At 63.6% G+C, this 16,139-nt stretch carries 16 protein-coding genes; 6 read left to right on the top strand and 10 right to left on the bottom strand.

The genetic code is table 11. From position 1 onward, the window contains the following. Nucleotides 1-15 precede the first annotated feature (15 nt). From HWX32_RS06795 to HWX32_RS06775, 5 genes are all read right to left on the bottom strand, one after another. The gene (locus HWX32_RS06795) at nt 16-768 is read right to left on the bottom strand and encodes an ABC transporter ATP-binding protein (protein WP_175935494.1); all 753 of its coding nucleotides are present in this window, start codon (nt 766-768) and stop codon (nt 16-18) included. Next, nucleotides 768-1,853 (bottom strand): iron ABC transporter permease, encoded by a 1,086-nt coding sequence (locus tag HWX32_RS06790; protein ID WP_175935277.1) that lies wholly within the window; start codon nt 1,851-1,853, stop codon nt 768-770. Before HWX32_RS06790 ends, HWX32_RS06795 begins: the two co-directional genes overlap by 1 nt. A gap of 3 nt (nt 1,854-1,856) precedes the next feature. Next, on the bottom strand, nt 1,857-3,086 hold the full coding sequence (locus HWX32_RS06785) for an ABC transporter substrate-binding protein (RefSeq protein WP_175935276.1): 1,230 nt from the start codon (nt 3,084-3,086) through the stop codon (nt 1,857-1,859). A 104-nt stretch (nt 3,087-3,190) separates the two neighbouring features. Beyond that, nucleotides 3,191-4,009, bottom strand: a complete 819-nt coding sequence (locus HWX32_RS06780) for a Ku protein (protein ID WP_175935275.1) — start codon at nt 4,007-4,009, stop codon at nt 3,191-3,193. A 62-nt stretch (nt 4,010-4,071) separates the two neighbouring features. Next, on the bottom strand, nt 4,072-4,497 hold the full coding sequence (locus HWX32_RS06775; RefSeq protein ID WP_075467900.1) for a hypothetical protein: 426 nt from the start codon (nt 4,495-4,497) through the stop codon (nt 4,072-4,074). A gap of 30 nt (nt 4,498-4,527) precedes the next feature. On the opposite strand from HWX32_RS06775, the gene HWX32_RS06770 reads away from it, so the two are divergent. Continuing rightward, nucleotides 4,528-6,822: an ATP-dependent DNA ligase gene (locus tag HWX32_RS06770; protein ID WP_175935274.1), complete on the top strand. Its 2,295-nt coding sequence runs from the start codon at nt 4,528-4,530 to the stop codon at nt 6,820-6,822. Here the strand turns inward: HWX32_RS06770 and HWX32_RS06765 are convergent, their stop codons facing one another. Further along, nucleotides 6,823-7,026: a hypothetical protein gene (locus HWX32_RS06765; RefSeq protein WP_075467894.1), complete on the bottom strand. Its 204-nt coding sequence runs from the start codon at nt 7,024-7,026 to the stop codon at nt 6,823-6,825. A gap of 170 nt (nt 7,027-7,196) precedes the next feature. Here HWX32_RS06765 and HWX32_RS06760 point away from each other — a divergent pair, with 170 nt between their 5' ends. From HWX32_RS06760 to HWX32_RS06750, 3 genes are all read left to right on the top strand, one after another. Beyond that, nucleotides 7,197-8,585, top strand: coding sequence for a nitrate/nitrite transporter (locus tag HWX32_RS06760; protein ID WP_175935273.1), 1,389 nt, complete (start codon nt 7,197-7,199; stop codon nt 8,583-8,585). A 145-nt stretch (nt 8,586-8,730) separates the two neighbouring features. Then, nucleotides 8,731-10,074 (top strand): nitrate/nitrite transporter, encoded by a 1,344-nt coding sequence (locus tag HWX32_RS06755; RefSeq protein ID WP_175935272.1) that lies wholly within the window; start codon nt 8,731-8,733, stop codon nt 10,072-10,074. Between the two features lie 17 nt (nt 10,075-10,091). Beyond that, entirely contained in the window at nt 10,092-10,583 is a 492-nt protein-coding gene (locus HWX32_RS06750; RefSeq protein ID WP_242648264.1) for a 2'-5' RNA ligase, read from the top strand. On the opposite strand, the gene HWX32_RS06745 is transcribed toward HWX32_RS06750, so the two are convergent. Next, a complete protein-coding gene (locus HWX32_RS06745; protein WP_175935271.1) occupies nt 10,506-11,330 on the bottom strand; it encodes a spermidine synthase in 825 nt (274 codons plus the stop codon). The two genes, HWX32_RS06750 and HWX32_RS06745, sit on opposite strands and share 78 nt — an antisense overlap. A gap of 103 nt (nt 11,331-11,433) precedes the next feature. Between HWX32_RS06745 and HWX32_RS06740 the strand changes: the two genes are divergently transcribed. Beyond that, nucleotides 11,434-11,937 carry a pyridoxamine 5'-phosphate oxidase family protein gene (locus HWX32_RS06740; RefSeq protein WP_175935270.1) on the top strand — a complete coding sequence of 168 codons (504 nt, stop codon included), beginning with the start codon at nt 11,434-11,436 and terminating at the stop codon, nt 11,935-11,937. Between the two features lie 135 nt (nt 11,938-12,072). Continuing rightward, complete coding sequence (locus tag HWX32_RS06735; protein WP_075467879.1) at nt 12,073-12,576, top strand: pyridoxamine 5'-phosphate oxidase family protein; 504 nt, start codon at nt 12,073-12,075, stop codon at nt 12,574-12,576. Here the strand turns inward: HWX32_RS06735 and HWX32_RS06730 are convergent, their stop codons facing one another. The 3 genes from HWX32_RS06730 to HWX32_RS06720 all read right to left on the bottom strand — a co-directional run bounded on the left by HWX32_RS06730 (nt 12,577) and on the right by HWX32_RS06720 (nt 16,119). Beyond that, complete coding sequence (locus HWX32_RS06730; RefSeq protein WP_254868319.1) at nt 12,577-14,055, bottom strand: DHA2 family efflux MFS transporter permease subunit; 1,479 nt, start codon at nt 14,053-14,055, stop codon at nt 12,577-12,579. Between the two features lie 46 nt (nt 14,056-14,101). Continuing rightward, entirely contained in the window at nt 14,102-15,604 is a 1,503-nt protein-coding gene (locus HWX32_RS06725; protein WP_254868318.1) for a DUF4185 domain-containing protein, read from the bottom strand. A gap of 95 nt (nt 15,605-15,699) precedes the next feature. Next, nucleotides 15,700-16,119 (bottom strand): cupin domain-containing protein, encoded by a 420-nt coding sequence (locus tag HWX32_RS06720; RefSeq protein ID WP_075467870.1) that lies wholly within the window; start codon nt 16,117-16,119, stop codon nt 15,700-15,702. Nucleotides 16,120-16,139: the final 20 nt, after the last annotated feature.

The raw sequence follows: 16,139 nt of genomic DNA, 5'->3' as shown, positions 1-16,139 counted from the left end.
ACACGCTGTGGGTTATCACACAGGGCATACGACGGGAACGCCGGCATCGTCAAGCACACGCGCGCGCACCTCGTAGACCTCCTCCAACAGGTCCGGGGTGAGCACGGCAACCGGCTCGTCCTGGGCGAGGACGCGGCCATTTTTCATCACCACCAACTCGTCGCAGAATCGGGCGGCGAGGTTGAGGTCGTGGATGGCCACCAGCGCGAGACGGTCCGTCCCGGCGACTTCCTCGCGGATGATCTGGAGGAGCTCGATTTGGTGGCGGAGGTCGAGAGCGGACGTGGGTTCGTCGAGAAGCATGATGCTCGGCTCACGCACCAGCATCTGCGCGACGGCGACGAGCTGGCGCTGGCCACCGGACATGTCGGACACGAGTCGGTCCGCGAGATGCGTGATGCCCAGCCGGTGCAAGATCGCGGCGGTGTGCTCGATCGGGTCCCATGACGCATCGCCGCGGCGGCGGGCGGAGACCATAACCGACTCAAATGCCGTGAGTGTGGCACTGCTGAGTAGATCTTGCGGCACGTAACCGAGAGCCTCCACACGCTGCTTACCAAGGAGTTCACGCCCACCCGCAGTGACTGACACCGTGCCGCCGGAAGGCTTCTTAATACCCGCGATCGTTTTCACTAGTGTCGATTTGCCGGCCGCGTTAGGGCCGATCAACCCGACTACTTTCCCGCGGCCGAGCGGGCCGAAAGACAAAGAGTGAAGGATGGTGGTGCTTCCGTAGTTTACGGTGAGATTTTGCGCGCTGAGTGTCATCATGCACCCCTCCGGCGAGACTTAGTGAAGATAAGAAACACAAAGAATGGCACGCCGACGAGCGCGGTGATGATGCCGATCGGAATTGCCAGCCCCGGGATGATCGAGATTGAAACCGCGTACGCCAAGCTCAACAGCATCGCACCGGCTGCAGCCGCCCCGGGAAGGAAGAACTTCTGGTCCTCGCCCACGAGCATGCGGGCAACGTGGGGGCCGACCAATCCGATGAAGCCGATGATGCCGGTGAAGGCCACAGACGCGGCGGCAAGGAAGGATGCCACCAGCAGAGTCGTAAGGCGGAGGCGTTTAACGTCAATCCCGAGTGCGGCTGCGCGGTCGTCGCCAAGCCGAAGCGCGGTGAGGCGCCACGCGTTGGCGACGCAAAACGGCACCGCGGCTACAAGCACCACCGCAAGGATGATGTTGGCGGTCCAGTTCGCACGCTGCATTGAGCCCATGGTCCAGAACACGATCTGCTGTAGCGCCTCGATATTGGCACCGTATTGCAGAAGAGAGAGCAGTGCCTGGAAGAAGAACGATAGCGCGATTCCGAGCAGGATCATGGATTCTGCGGTCGCTCCGCGCCACACGGAAGCTCCTGCGACGATGGCCACGGCAAGAAGCGCCGCAATAGCTGCGGTGAGGGCCAGGTTGAACTGCGGGTTAGGAATTAGGGTCCAACCCATCACGATCGATAGTGCGGCACCGAACGCCGCGGCGGCGGAAATGCCCAGCGTAAAGGGCTCGGCCAGGGGGTTATCCAAAATCGTTTGCATCTGCCCGCCGGCAAGCCCTAGCGCGGCCCCGCACAGCACCGCCATCACAGCGGAGGGCAGGCGCAGAGTTTGGATGACCACGCGGGTCTGTTCGTCCACCAGTTCCGGGCGGAACACGGCGTTGAACACATCGGAAGCAGCAATATTGAGTGGGCCGACGATAACGCTGAACAGGAAACTCGCGAAAGCCGCAATCGCGAGCCCGATAATGGCGAGCGTCTTATTACGCCCGCGTTTCCGGTAGCTTTCGATCGCGGCCTGGCGAGCATCCACGGTGGGTTCGACCGCCACGGATACTTGGGTGCTCATGCGTTAGCTGTCCTCCGGTTTCGCTGGGTCATAGAAGAATACGCCGCTGTAGTCGAACGGCATCCACTCCTTGTGGAAGTCCACGAAATCCTGTGTCGGGTTGATGTCTGCGAACTCCTGCGGGTGGATCCACTTCGCAAACGCCGCAAGGGCGAAGACGTTGAACGGGTTGTCGTAGAACTGGTGGTACACCGCGAAGTAATTGCCGTTCTTCGGGGCGTCCAGCAGGTCGAGGCCGGGGAATTGCAACGGGCCGTCGCACGTCTCTTCCGCCAGCTCGGGGGAGGACTGGTAGCCCAATTCAACGTGGCGGAACATGTCCGTCTTGTTCGGGTCGCGGGCCCACTCGCCGCCAGTGACAATCAGCTTCTCAGGATTAAGCTCGATGAGCTTTTCCGGGGTGATCTGCTTCGTCTCCGGACCGAGGACTTCGGGGCCGAGGTTGTGGCCGCCGGCCGCCGTGACCAGGGTTCCAAGGTGAACGTCGCCCGCCACAGCGCAGCATTCGTTGTAGCCGGCGGCGGTCCACACCAGCACGCCCGGACGCTCATCGATGTCCGCAACGCGGTCAGTGATGTCCTTCACCTTGGAGGTGTAGAACTCGTTGTAATCCTCCGCGCGTTCGCTTTCCCCCAGCAGGTCGCCGAGCAACTGCATGGACACAGTGGTGTTCTCCAACGGCTTCTGGCGGAAGTCGATGAACGCGTAGGTGATGCCTGCAGCATCCATATCGGAGATGAAACCAGATTCCTCCACTGCCTTCTTTTGGTCCAGTGTCATGATCACTACGTCCGGGTCCTGGGCGAGGAGATTCTCCACCGTGACATCGCCTTTTTGGATCATTCCGATAATCGGCATGTCCTTCGCCTCCGGCTGCAGCTCGAAGAGTTTGTCGCGGAATGCGCCCGCGTTCTTCTCCAAGTCTTGGCCGTAGGCCACGATGTTGTCGAGGGGATTGTCCTGCAGTAGGGCCGTGGCGTAGGCGGCGCGTCCCTCGGCGAGGACGATGCGATCCGGCAGCTCGTCGAACTCCAGCGAACGGCCGGCGGCGTCGGTCACGGTAATCGCACCTTCTGCCGTACGAGCTTGAGAGCCCACTGCGCTTGACGACGCGTCAGTGACCTCCGTGGATGCCGACTGCGACGTGGTGCTGGACTCTTCCGCGCACGCGACGAGCCCGAAAGCGGTGGCAAGCGTCACCGCGGCCACGCCAATTCTGTGTGGAAGCCTCAAGACTTTCCCCTTTACGGTCAAGTTAGCCTAAGCTAATTTACAAGAACAAGTGGAACAGTAAGGTAAGGCTAAGCTGATGTCAAGATGCTCTGAGGGGACGATTTCTAGGCGCTCTTGCCCGACTTCCTCTTATCCAGCGAAGCCTTGAGCGCCTCCATCAGGTCCACCACGTTGTCGTCGTCTTCGCCCTCGTCGTCAGGCTTTTCGCCGAAGGTGGCTTCGGTGTCGAGGGTGTCGCCTTGCTCGAACTTGGCGTCGATTAACTTGCGCAGCTCGATTTGGTAGTCGTCCTCGAACTCCTCGGGCGTGAAGTCGGAGGCGTAGGACTGCACGAGCTGGGCGGACAGCTCGAGCTCCTTGTCTGCGATCTTGGCGCGGGACTTGGTGCCTTTGAATTCGCCGTCGAAGTCGAGCTCGCGGATCTCGTCGGCCCACATCATGCCTTGCAGCACGATCACTTTGCCCACCACGCGCAGCACACCCAACCTGGTTTTCTGTCGCAGCGCGAAGCGCACCACGGCGGTGAGCTCAGAATCCTCAAGCGTCTGCCGCAGCAGCAGGTAGGACTTCGGCGTCTTTCCTTCGGGTGCGAGGTAGTAGGTCTTCTCAAGCATGATCGGGTCGATCTGCTCGGCGGGCACGAACTGCACGACCTCGATTTCGTCGTTGTCGGCCTCGGGGAGCGAGTCGAAGTCTTCGTCGGTGAGCACGACGGTGTCGCCGTCCTCCTCGAAGGCCTTATCAATGTGCTTGTACTCCACTTTTTCCCCGCACACCTCGCAGCGGCGCTCGTAGCGGATGCGTCCGCCGTCCTTATCGTGCACCTGGTGGAAGGAAAGGTCGTGGTCCTCGGTCGCCCCGTAGGCCTTGACGGGGACATTGACTAGGCCGAAAGTGATTGAGCCGGTCCAGATCGCGCGCATGGGCGCGAGTATAGGCAGTTCTTGCAGTTCGAGGCCCAGCCGCAGCCCGCCTCAACCCGCCCTTATCCGGCTAGAGCCGTGAATCCTCCGACAACGAGCAGAATGGCTTTGATTCCTTCGAACCCCACGTACCAAAGATGCTGCTTCGAGCGCTTCCCGCCGGAACCGTTAGCGAGCACCTTCCGGGATTGGGCGCGCAGCGCGGGGCGTACAACCACGAGCTGCAGTGCGAGGGTGAGCACCGCGAGCATCAGCAGCGTTGCGCCGGCAGTCCATCCTTCACCGGCGATGGCGCCAACCAGGACCAGCACGGCGAGGACACACTCGGCGGTGTTCAGAGCTCGGAAGACAATTTGGCCGATCCCAAGCCCCAGCTCTACGGTGATCCCCGGCGCGCGGAACTTCAGCGGTGCCTCTAGAAACGAGATAGCGAACACCATGCCGAACCAGATGAGCGCCACTGCGCCCGCGAACGTTATCCAAGTCATGCACTAAACGTTATCCCTACAGTTGTTGCCATGGCGAAAGGCGAGCAGAAGGTCCGCGTGGGCGACCGCGAACTCACCGTGTCCAACTTGGATAAGGTGCTCTACCCGGCGACTGGGACCACGAAAGCTGATGTGGTGCGCTACTTCCTCGCCGTCGCGGACGCGCTGATCCCGCAGGCCCGCATGCGGCCGGTGACGCGGAAGCGCTGGCCCGAGGGCGTGGAGAAGCAAAGCTTCTTCCGCAAGGACTTGGAGGATTCGGCGCCGGAGTGGATTCCCACGGCCACCATCGAGCACAAGACGAGCACGAACGCATATCCGCTTATCGACGATCCCGCCACCCTCGCGTGGCTCGCCCAGGTGGCGGCGTTGGAGCTGCACACGCCGCAGTGGCGCTTCGCTGCCGACGGCTCGCCGGGCAACCCAGACCGGCTCGTGCTAGACCTCGACCCCGGGCCGGGCGTCACGCTGGCCCAGACCGCCGAGGTGGCGTTGGCGTGCCGCGAGATCATCGAAGGGATGGGGCTGTCGTGCGTGCCGGTGACCTCGGGGTCGAAGGGTATCCATCTGTACGCGGGGCTGGACGGCTCCGCGGACGCGGCCGAAGTCTCGATGGTGGCGAAGGCGCTTGCGCAAGCGTTGCAGGAGGAGTTCCCGGACACGGTGACGGCGACCATGGCGAAGGCGCAGCGCCGCGGCAAGGTGTTCATCGATTGGAGTCAGAACAACGGCAAGAAGACCACCATCACGCCGTACTCGCTGCGCGGTAGGGAGCGGCCCACGGTCGCCGCGCCGCGCACGTGGGAGGAGATCGAGGATCCGAAACTCGCCCAACTGGAGTTCGAGGAGGTCATCGAGCGCGTGGAGAGCGGCCTCGACCCGATCGCCGAGTTGGCCGCACCGGGCGGGGATCGGCTGGACACCTACCGTTCGATGCGCGACGCGACCAAGACCGGCGAGCCGGTACCTGAGGCCGCGCCCACACCGCGCCAGGGGGCGCCCATCTTCGTCATCGGCGAGCACCACGCGAGCTCGTTGCACTGGGATTTCCGTCTCGAGCGCGACGGCGTGCTCGTCTCCTGGGCCGTGCCGAAGGGCCCGCCGCTGGACACGAACGCGAACCGCCTCGCGGTGCATGTGGAGGATCACCCGATCGAGTACGCGCAGTTCGAGGGCGAGATCCCGAAGGGCCAGTACGGCGCCGGCACGGTGCGCATCTGGGACATCGGTACCTGCGAGATTGAAAAGTGGCGCGACGATGAGGTCATTGCGGTGCTCCACGGCAAATCCGACGGCGGACTGGGTGGTTTCCCTCGCCGCTACGCGCTGGTGCGCACCGACGCCGAGAAAGACCACTGGATGCTCAAGCTCATGAAGCGGCAGCCGGAGGCCACGGCGGTTCTGGCACCGATGCTGCCCACCGCCGCCACCAGGGCCGACATAGCGCTCGAGGAGCAGGACGGCGCCGAATTCGCCTTCGAGATGAAGTGGGACGGCTACCGCATCCTCGCCCGCGTCGGCAGCAGCGTCCGCCTCACCAGCCGCAGCGGCAAGGACTACACGCATCTTTTCCCGCACGCGGACGAGTTGAAGCAATTGCTTATCGACGGCAGCGTCGCCGACGGCGAGCTCATCGCCCTTTCCCCGGACGGCGTCCCGGACTTCTCGCTGCTGCACGCGGCGGACCGCGAGGGGAACGCAGACGATCGCGTGGAGCTACGCTACATGCTCTTCGACCTGCTCAAGCTGGGGGAGCGCGATCTCACCGGCGAGGCGTACTCCACCCGGCGCGAGGCGCTGGAAGGGCTGGGGGCCACCGAGCATGTGGCCATCCCTCCCGCCTACCGCGGCAACTTCACGGCAGCGTGGCAGGCGGCGGAGGAGATGGGGTTGGAGGGAGTCGTCGCAAAGCAATTGCCCTCTGCATACGAGCCTGGTGCCCGCAGCCGTGCCTGGCTGAAAGTAAAGCGCGACCTGCACCAGGAAGTGGTGGTTATCGGCGTGCGCGAGGGCAAGCGCGGCATCGCGTCGCTGCTGCTCGCCGTGCCGGACGCCGATGGTGAGCTGCGCTACGCGGGGCGTGTGGGCACCGGGTTTAACAACGCGCAGCTGGCAGCGATAGAGAAGAAGCTGCGGCGCATTCAGCGCAAAACCCCGCCAGTGGAAGTGCCATCCGAAGACGCGAAGGACGCGTGGTGGGTCACCCCGAAACACGTCGCTGAAGTGCGGATAGCCGGGGCGACTGCGGGCAAAAAAGTGCGCCAGGCCTCGTGGCGAGGCTGGCGCGAAGACAAAGACCCCAGCGACGTGCGCTGGGAGGTCTAGCTACTCCTGGATGGTGGGGTGCTCGCCCTCGTCGTCCTTGGAGATGTCGTAGGTCAGCTGCGATTCCTCAACCGAATTGTCTGCCTCCTCGCCGTAGCCGAGCGCGGAACCGGTGTCCTGGGCGAACTGGTCCTCGTCGCGGTCCACCGGCTTATTCGTGCTGCCGTCGGTGGTGTAACCGGGCTTTGCGGGATCGTTTTGCATGATTGAGCCCCTTTCCTTCTGCGTCTTTTCGTTTCGTGTTGCTCCGAGTGTAGCGCGCGAATCCGCCGCGTCGGCCGCAGTGCTACCTTGAGCCGTACAACCTCCACAACGCCACCACTACGGCACATTGGAAGCCACATTGGAAGCCACATCGAAAGGAGCCTAAGGCGATGTCCACCGCCACCACCACCGGCCCCGCGGAGCCGAAAGAGCGCAAGATTCCCCGGCAACACATGCGAGTCGCCGCAGGTGCCGCCATTTCGGAGATCGGCTTTGCCGTCACCCTCACCGGCCTGAGCTTTTTCACCCCGGCTGTCCTGTCCGAGTTTCCGGGATTCTCCAGCTCTAGCTTCCTGCTGTACTACACCATCTACGGCATCGCTTCCGCGCTGTCGATGCCGCTGGCTGCGCAGCTGATTGAAAAACTCAAGGCGCAGGGCCTGATGGTCATCGGCGGCGCGCTCGCCACAGCGGGTCTGACCATGTTCGCATTCTCTTCTGCGCTGTGGTCGTTCTACCTCTCCGGCCTTGTCATCGGCCTCGGTGTGGGCTTGAGTGTGCAGTACGTACCAATCGTGGTGGTCAACCGCTGGTTCGTGGAAAAGCGCGGCACCGTGCTGGGAGCGGTGCTGGCGGGTTCCGGCGTGGGTGGCGTGATCTTGGGCCTTATCGTGCCGCCGCTGATGGATTCGATCGGTTGGCGCGGAGCGATGCTGGCGCTCGCGGTCATCATGGCGATTGCGACCATCCTCCCGGGGTTGTTCATGATCCGGAACAACCCAGAGGACGAGGGCCTCAAACCCTTTGGCGCGCCGCCGGAGGACAAGCTGATGACCACGGCGAAGGACAGCTTCGAGCCTGGCCTGACCCAGGAGGAAGCGCTGAAGACGCCATGGTTCTACGTGCTGCTTGTCTCCCTCGTGCTTTTCGGCGTGACTTACGGCCTCACCCAGCACGTGGTGAACTACCTGGCTAACGAGCCGTGGGGCGTGCCGGTCAGCGGCCAAGTTGCTTCCGCGGTGGTGGTGCTGGCCACCGTGCTGCTCATCCCGTACAAGCCGCTGCTTGGCTGGCTGGTGGACAAGCTGGGCCTGGAGAAGACGCTCGTGCTCACACTGGTGATCGCCTCTGTGGGCATCGTGGTCTTTGCGTTCGCGCGCTCCCCGTGGCTGTTCTTCGCGTCCATGGTGCTCATCGCGTTCGGCCTTGCGAACGGCACCGTCACGCCGCCGCTGATCGGTGAGCGCGCGTTCGGGCAGCGCTCGTTTTCCAAGCTGTGGGGCATCCTCGGTATGGCGTACCCCATCGGTCTTTCCGCCGGTGCTTCGCTATGGGGCCTGATTCCGGACCTCACCGGCACCTATTTCTGGGGTTTCATCGCCGTGCCGGTTGTCACCGCGGTTTTCCTCATCGGGTTCCTTGCCGTGATTAAGCAGTCGCGCAAGATGTGGGTCCCACGCGCGCTGGAGAAGCTCGAGCAGGAAGTGGAAGAGGGCGAGATGAGCCCGGGGGCCGCGAAGGAAGCCGCGCAGAAACAGATCGCGCAGGAGGATCTCTAGCAAAATTTCGCACACCAGGGGTGCGCTAAGCGTCTCTGACCACGCCTTTCTGCCACATGACAGAAACCGTCGCCCGCGGTCAGAAGGATCTTGCTATCTTTAGGTAGGAGATTTCACACACATCACACTTGAAGGAGGTCCGGCGATGACTTCAACCACGGGTGTGGTGGAGCCAACTACGGCCGAAACACGAAAGGTCCCGCGCACCCACAAACGTGTGGTTGCGGGCGCTGCACTCTCCGAGATCGGTTTTGGTATCACCCTGACCGGTCTCGTCTTTTTTACTCCCGCGGTGCTCGCGGAGTATCCGAGTTGGTCCAGCTCTGCTTTCCTCGTCTACTACACCATCTACGGCTTGGCCTCAGCTCTGGCGATGCCGCTCGCCGGTGCGCTGATTAACAAGCTCAAGGCGCAGGGGCTAATGATTCTGGGCGGCATCGTCGCCACGGCTGGCCTGGTGCTCTTCGGCGCGGCATCCTCCTTGTGGGCTTTCTATCTCGCCGGCTTGGTGATGGGCATCGGCGTGGGCATGAGTGTGCAATTCGTGCCGATTGTGGTGATCAACCGCTGGTTCGTAGAGAAGCGTGGCTCCATGATGGGCCTCGTCCTCGCCGGCTCAGGTTTTGGCGGAGTGATCCTGGGCCTGATCGTTCCGCCGCTGATTGTCGGCATCGGCTGGCGCTCCACCATCTTCATCCTGGCTATCCTTATGGCGGTGTCGACGATCCTGCCGTCGCTCTTCCTCATCCGCAACGCGCCGGAAGACCACGGTATGGAGGCGTTCGGCGCGGGGCAGGCCGATGCAACGGAAAAGACGGAATCGAGCCGCCTCGACCCGGGTATGCGTCGCGATGTAGCGGTGGTGAACCTATGGTTCTACGTGCTCATGGCCAGCCTGTTCATCCTTGGCATCCTGCACGCGATGAACCTGCACGCGGTGAACTACCTCGCGGGAGAGCCGTGGGGCATCAAGTTCAGTCCGCAGCTCGCTTCCGTGATCGTGGTGCTGGCCACCGTGCTGCTCATCCCGTACAAGCCGCTGGTGGGGTGGTTGGTGGACAAACTCGGCCTGAACGCCGCCATGATCATCACGCTTGGTCTTTTCGCCGTCGGTGCGGTGATCTGGGCGTTCGCGAAGACCCCGTCGCTGTTCGTCATTGCAATTCTCATGATCGCCCTCGGTAACGCCGCGGGAAGCGTGGCACCGCCGCTAGTGGTGGAACGCGCCTTCGGCCAGCGCGAGTACGCGCAAATCTGGGCGATTTTGGGCATGGCCTACCCAGTGGGCCTGTCCGCCGGTGCTCCGGTGTGGGGCCTGGTGCCGGATCTCACCGGCGGCTACTTCTGGGGCTTCCTCTCGGTGCCTGTGATTACTGCGCTCATCCTGACCGGCCTGCTTTTGTCGGTGCACAAGATCCGCGATATCTGGGCGCCGGACGCTGCGCGGATGGCAGCCCCGGCAGCCGACGTGGCCCCGCGCAACACATAGAAACCATCCGTCCGTCCGTGTCACCCGAGAACATCCTGCTGCGCCTGCCACCCGATGAGGAAGAGGCTGTCCGGGCGATCTACGCGGAGCTCGCGCAGCGCGGGTTCCCGGAACAGCGTCAGCGCCCCCACATCTCGGTGACGTTCGCCCCGCAGATGCATCGGAAGGTGGTGGGGGAGGCGACCGTTCTGCTCCCACCGCTTCTGCCCTCCCAGCTGCGCCGAGCTGGGGTGGTGGTGTTCGGAACGAAGTCGAAGCAAACTGTCGCGTGGCTGCTCGAGGCGCCGGAAGAACTTGAAACCGCCGCGCGGAAACTCAGCGCACTGAACCCGGAGGGGCGAGGGGAGCGGTGGATCCCGCACCTCACTATGGGGCTGCGCATCCCGAAGGCGGAAGTACCCGGCTACATCGCCGCACTGGGGGAGGTCACCTCAACACATTTCACCCACGTCACCGCGCAGCAGGCCGCGTTCTATCAGCCCTCGCTGGGGACGGAGTTTGAATTTTAGGGTGGGGTCGTGGCGGGCGGGAGCACCGTCGATAAGCAATTGCCCCTGCTTGAGACCGTGTGGGAGCGGGGCATCGGAGGCGGCGACTACCACGTTGCCGTACGCGTTCGCGGCGACTTTGGCACCGGTGAAGGTGAATACCTCGGCCAGACCGGCCAGCTCCGCGCGGGTTTCGGAAAGCCCCTCGCGGTCGCCGATGTTGGCCACAAACAACCCGCCGGGACGCAGCGCGCGGCGCACGCGACGGTAAAACTCAACTGTGGTCAGGGCGCGCGGAGTGTCGGGGCCGGCGAAGACATCGCGGATGATTACATCGACTGAACTCGCGGGAAGCGCGTGGGTGAAGGTGCGGGCGTCGGCTATTTTCAGTTCCACGGGCGGGTCGAAGGCACGCCGCACCAACGTGGCGAGGCCGCGGTCGAGTTCCACCGCGACGTTGCGGTTGCCGAAGCGGTGCGCGAAGTAACTCGGCAACGCACACCCCGCCGCGCCGAGATGCACCGCGGTCCACGGCGGCCGAGGCGCCCACGCCGCGACAATCTCGGCGATATCGCGCATGTACTCGAATTCGAGCACCTCGGGCGCGCCGGGCACCACATACGACGAGGGGACCCGGTTTACCTCGAGGGTGTAACCGCCGTCGCGCTCAGGATCGGCGACGATGCGCGCCTCGCCGGTGTCGATGGGGTACGTGCCCGCGATGCGCGTTTTCTCCGCGCGGGGTTTGCGCCACTCCTGTCGAACCATGCGTCCCTGTCTACCCCGGGTGCGCTACTTTCCACAGCGCATGTGAACTACGTTGCACATTAGCCGCCCGGAATATCGCCTTTCGGCTGTTACGATGGCTGCCATGATGTACTTGTCGCCGGATTACATCGACTCCTTGCCCAACCTCCAGGAGTCGAGTGGCCACTTCGACACCTCGGACCTGCCCGACGACCCGAACCGCCTGTTCGCCAAGTGGTTCACGAACGCGGTGGACAACGGGGTGCTCGATGCGCGCGCGGTGACAGTGGCCACGGTGGACACGGAGGGCAGGCCCGACGCCCGAACGGTCGACTTGGCGTTTTTGGATTCGAACGGGTTCCACTTCGGCACCGCAGCCGATACCGCTAAGGTGCGCCAGATGGAGAAGAACACCGGCGCAGCGCTGAATTTTTGGTGGCAGCCGGTGCGTCGCGCGGTGCGTGTGCGCGGCAATACCCGCCGCAAGGTGGACGGCGACCGCTTCAACCTGTGGTGCATCGAGCCTGATCAGTTCGAGTTTTTCCAACTCGCCGCCGACAGGCTCAACTCCGAGCGCGTCGCGTACTTCCGCGACGAAGCGGGCGAGTGGCAGCACCGCGAGATTTAGAAAAAGGGCGGATGCTTATCGACGGCTAATCGACGCAGCCGTGTAAGCAACCGCCCTTCTCACTGCCAGAAAAGTGAATAACGTCGCAGCTCAAACCGCATGACAGCGCCAGCTAGGCCAGTATGATGTGGTCCCATGATGTATGTGTCGCGGGAGTACATGGACCACCTGCCCTACGTGCATGAATCGATGGGGTCGTTAGACGTGAACAACGTCCCGGCGGACCCGAATCGGCTGTTTGCCAGCTGGTTCGACGAGGCAGCCCAGCGTGGGGTGGGTAATGTTCGCGCGGCCACTGTCGCCACCGTGGACGAGGACGGGATGCCGGACGCGCGAATCATGGACCTGATGTATTTGGATTCGGACGGGTTCCACTTCGGTACCGGTGCCGAAAGCGCGAAGGTGCGCCAGTTGGAAAGCACCTTGGTCGGGGCGCTGAATTTCTGGTGGCAGCCCATCGGCCGCGCAGTGCGTGTCCGCGGCCACGCGAAGCGGGTGGTGGAAGGCGAGCGCTTCAACCTGTGGTGCGTAATGCCCAAAACGTTCGAGTTCTTCCACTTCACTGATCGCTGGGAGGCGGAGCGCATCGCATTCAAGCTTGACGACGAGGGCTCGTGGCGACGCGAGTGGTTCCTTTAACTAGCGCGATTGCTCAGAGTTCTGCTCTAAGTTCCACGCCTGCGTCTTAGCGAAACAGCAGGCGAGCCCCGCGCCGACGAGGATGACGGCCGCGGGCAGCCACATTGTGGTGGCCATCGCTTGCGCAAACGGCGCGTGAAGGGGTTCTGGCAGGGGGCCTTGGATGCCGGGTTGGGTAGCGGAGCCGTCGCCAAGCTGCCGTGCAATCTGCCGCGACATCATCGCCGCAATGGCCGCTGAGCCGATCACCGCGCCGATCTGGCGCATCGTGTTGTACACGCTTGAACCCGCGCCGGCGAGGCGGCCGTCGAGGTTGCGGGTGGCAACCATGGAAAGCGGGCCCCACACCAGCGAATTGCCCACGCCGTAGAACACGGCGATGAGGTACATCCAGCGCGGATCCGTCGCAGGGTCGGTGATCAACGCGCTCGCGCCGATAGTCGCGGCGATGGTGGCAAGGCCCGCGATGGCGAACGGCTTCGGGTCGTGCGTGTTGGTCAGCTTGCCGATCCACGGGCTGAGTACAGCCGAGACAAGCCCCGACGGCAAGACGAGTAGTGCGGCGCGGGTGGGGGAGTACTCCTGCACTGTCTGTACGTAGATCATCCACGGGATGATGTAGGTGGACACCGCGAAACCGACTGTAGCGATGGTTGCGCCGGCGAGCGTGAAGTTGCGGTCGGCGAAGAGGCGCAGCGGGACCAGCGCCTCGTCGCCAAGCCTGCCCTGAGTGCGGAAAAATATCACGCCCATGACCAACCCCGCGGCCAGCAACGCCCACACGCGCCAGTCCCACCCGAAGCGCTCAGCTTCTTGGATACCGAACACCAGGCAAAACATCGCGGAGGCGCTTAAAACTACGCCCACCCAGTCGAAGTGGCGGTTGGTGCGCTCGAGCTTCGGCACGAACACCCACGCGAGCGCAAGCCCGAGCACGCCAATGGGGACGTTGACGAAGAAGATCCAGGGCCAGCCGGCTGCGTCGACAAGCAATCCGCCCAAAAGCGGGCCGGTGATGGTGGCCAACCCGGCTGTGGCACCCCACACACCCATGGCGCTGCCGCGCTGCTCGGGGGAGAACGTGCGGATCATCACCGACATGGACTGCGGGGTGACCATCGCGCCACCGAACCCCTGGAACGCCCGCGCAACGATGAGCATGCTTATCGACGACGCCAAACCGCACGCGAACGACGACGCGGTGAACAGCGCCAAACCGGCGAGGTAGATCGTGCGGGGGCCGAACCGGTCGCCCAGGCGGCCCGTGATGAGCAGCGGAACGGCATAGGCGAGCAGGTACGCGGAGTTGACCCAGATGACCTCGTTGTAGCTCGCCCCGAGGTCGGCGGAGATCGCGGGGATTGCCACGGAGACGATGGTGGAATCCACCAGGATCATGAAAAAGCCCAGCATCATCGTCCACAATGCGGGCCAGGGCGAGCGTTGCCCGCCGCGGGGTTCAGTCTGCGTGCGCGTCACTGCGCCGATGTTACTGGGTGGTGATTGGCCCCGGCGCAGCCAGGTGCTACGGCAGCATCGCCGCGAGCTGCGGCGGCAGGAAGCCCTTCAGCATCGGCGCGTACAGCGGGTAAGCAGCCGCGCCTGCCAGGCCGATCGCGGCGAGGGAGCCGAGCACAATCGCGGCGGTCTTGCCCTGCTCGCTCGAGCCTTTCTGCTGCTCGCCCTCGCCGGCCGGCGGGGCGGGGACGAACACCTCCGGCTGGTTCTCTACGAGATTGTCCTCGGCGCGCATGTCGTCGGTCTCCTCGGCGGGGGTTTCCTCCACCTCGATGACGGAGTTGTCCTCCACGGCCTTGCGCTCCACGCCGAAGAAGGTGTCCAGGCCCTTCACGTTGAACTGGGTGGAGGTGTAGCGGGAGTTGTTGCCCGTGTTCCACTGCGAGATCACAATGTCCATGTTGTCCAGGGTGGAACCCGGCACGATGTAGCCGCCGTAGGGCTGCGACCAGTTCATCGGGGTTTGCGGAAAGACCCACGAACCGTGCTGGGCCACGGTGGCAACCGGAACCTGTTCCCAGTCCACGTCGATGTTCTCGGAGATGCGCACCTCCACCGACAACGTCTCCTGGTTGAACATCACCATCACCCAGTGCCCGTCGATGAAGCGCAGGTTCATCTCGCCGGCTTTGACGTTGTTCAGCACCGGCCAGCCCTCGTCGCCCCAGGTGCCGTCGAACTTGTTGAAAAGTTCCCACTTGCTGCGGTCGCCGATGTCTTGGGGCTTGAAGCGCGAGAGGTACACCGGGTCGGTGCGGGTGAAGGAGGAGCTCATCACGTAGATGTAGCCGTCGGGACCTTTATCCCATGTGATCAGGTCGCCTTTGCCGCCCATGTAGGAGTGCGGGGTCACCGCAACTGAGGTCCAAGTCCGGCCGTTGTCGGTGGACTTGTAAATCTCGGTGCGCAGGACGTTGTGCAGACCCTGGTTCCACATTGCCTGGAGGTACAGGGTGCCGTTGATGTTGATCACGTCGGAGGGCAGCAGCGTGACCATGGAGTCGCCGTGGACGTAGGTGAACATCTGCTTCACCTTGTCGCCCGCATTCAGCGGGCGCAGGATTTGAATGAATCCGTCCTCATCCATCTTCGCCACGACGCCGACGGGGCTCATCCATTGGCCTCTGCCGAAGCCTAGAGTGAACGAGTCGCCGAAGATCATGGCGAATTCCTCGCCCTCGCCGATGGGTGCCATTGCGCCGAGGTCGCCGGCCCGGAAGCCGACGTGGGCGGAGTGTGTCCCCACCACGTCGTCCATGATTTGGATGGTCGTGCCGTTTTCCATCTGGTACACACCGGATGATTTCTTCTGCGGCAACCGGTTGCTCACGCGTTCCCTGTCTCCAGGGTCTCCGGGGCTGGTGCTTGCCGACGAACCCGGGATCAGCTCTTCCACACTCGATTGCGCCAGCGCCGGCACACCAGCGGAGGCTGCGGCGACAGCGCCCGCGGTGGCGGCGCAGAGCAGGGCGGGGGTGAAACGGGCAGGGGCCGAGAGGAGCCGTGGCATGGTGGACATCGCCTTCTAAGACAGGTGTGAGGAAGACTTCTTAGGAGTCTGCTGGCCAGGCTGACTCTAGCACCAGCCGCGGCGGGCGCGCGCGGTTAGACGCCCGCGGTCTCCTGCGGGTCGTTGTCCGCCTCGTCCTTCGTCTCGTGGCGGGTACCCGGCTCGTGCTCTGGCGGTGCGTAGATGGAGTACAGCTTCGCCGGCTTGTCCGACTCGTTGACGAAGTTGTGCCACTTGCCGCTCGGCACGAACGCGGCCCAGTCCGCGCCGATGACCTGGTCGACTTCGAGGTCGTTCTCGGATGCGCCGAGCTGCGCGCGCAGCTCGCCCTCTTCGAGGCGCAGGAACTGGTCGTGGCCTTCGTGGATCTCGGCGCCGATCTCGCCGCCCGGCGGGATGGTCATGACCGTCAGCTGGAGGTTCTTGCCGGTCCACAGGGTGTCGCGGAACGCCTCGTTGTCCAGCGTCGCCTTCTCAATATCAACAACGTACGGGTTGGGGCCGTTGTCAGCCATGATGTGCTCCTTCACGGTCG

The sequence above is a fragment of the Corynebacterium sp. Marseille-P4321 genome, assembly GCF_903645305.1.
Classification (GTDB): domain Bacteria; phylum Actinomycetota; class Actinomycetes; order Mycobacteriales; family Mycobacteriaceae; genus Corynebacterium.
The sequence above is the reverse complement of the archived record's forward strand: the minus strand, read 5'-3'. Positions and strand labels throughout refer to the sequence as shown.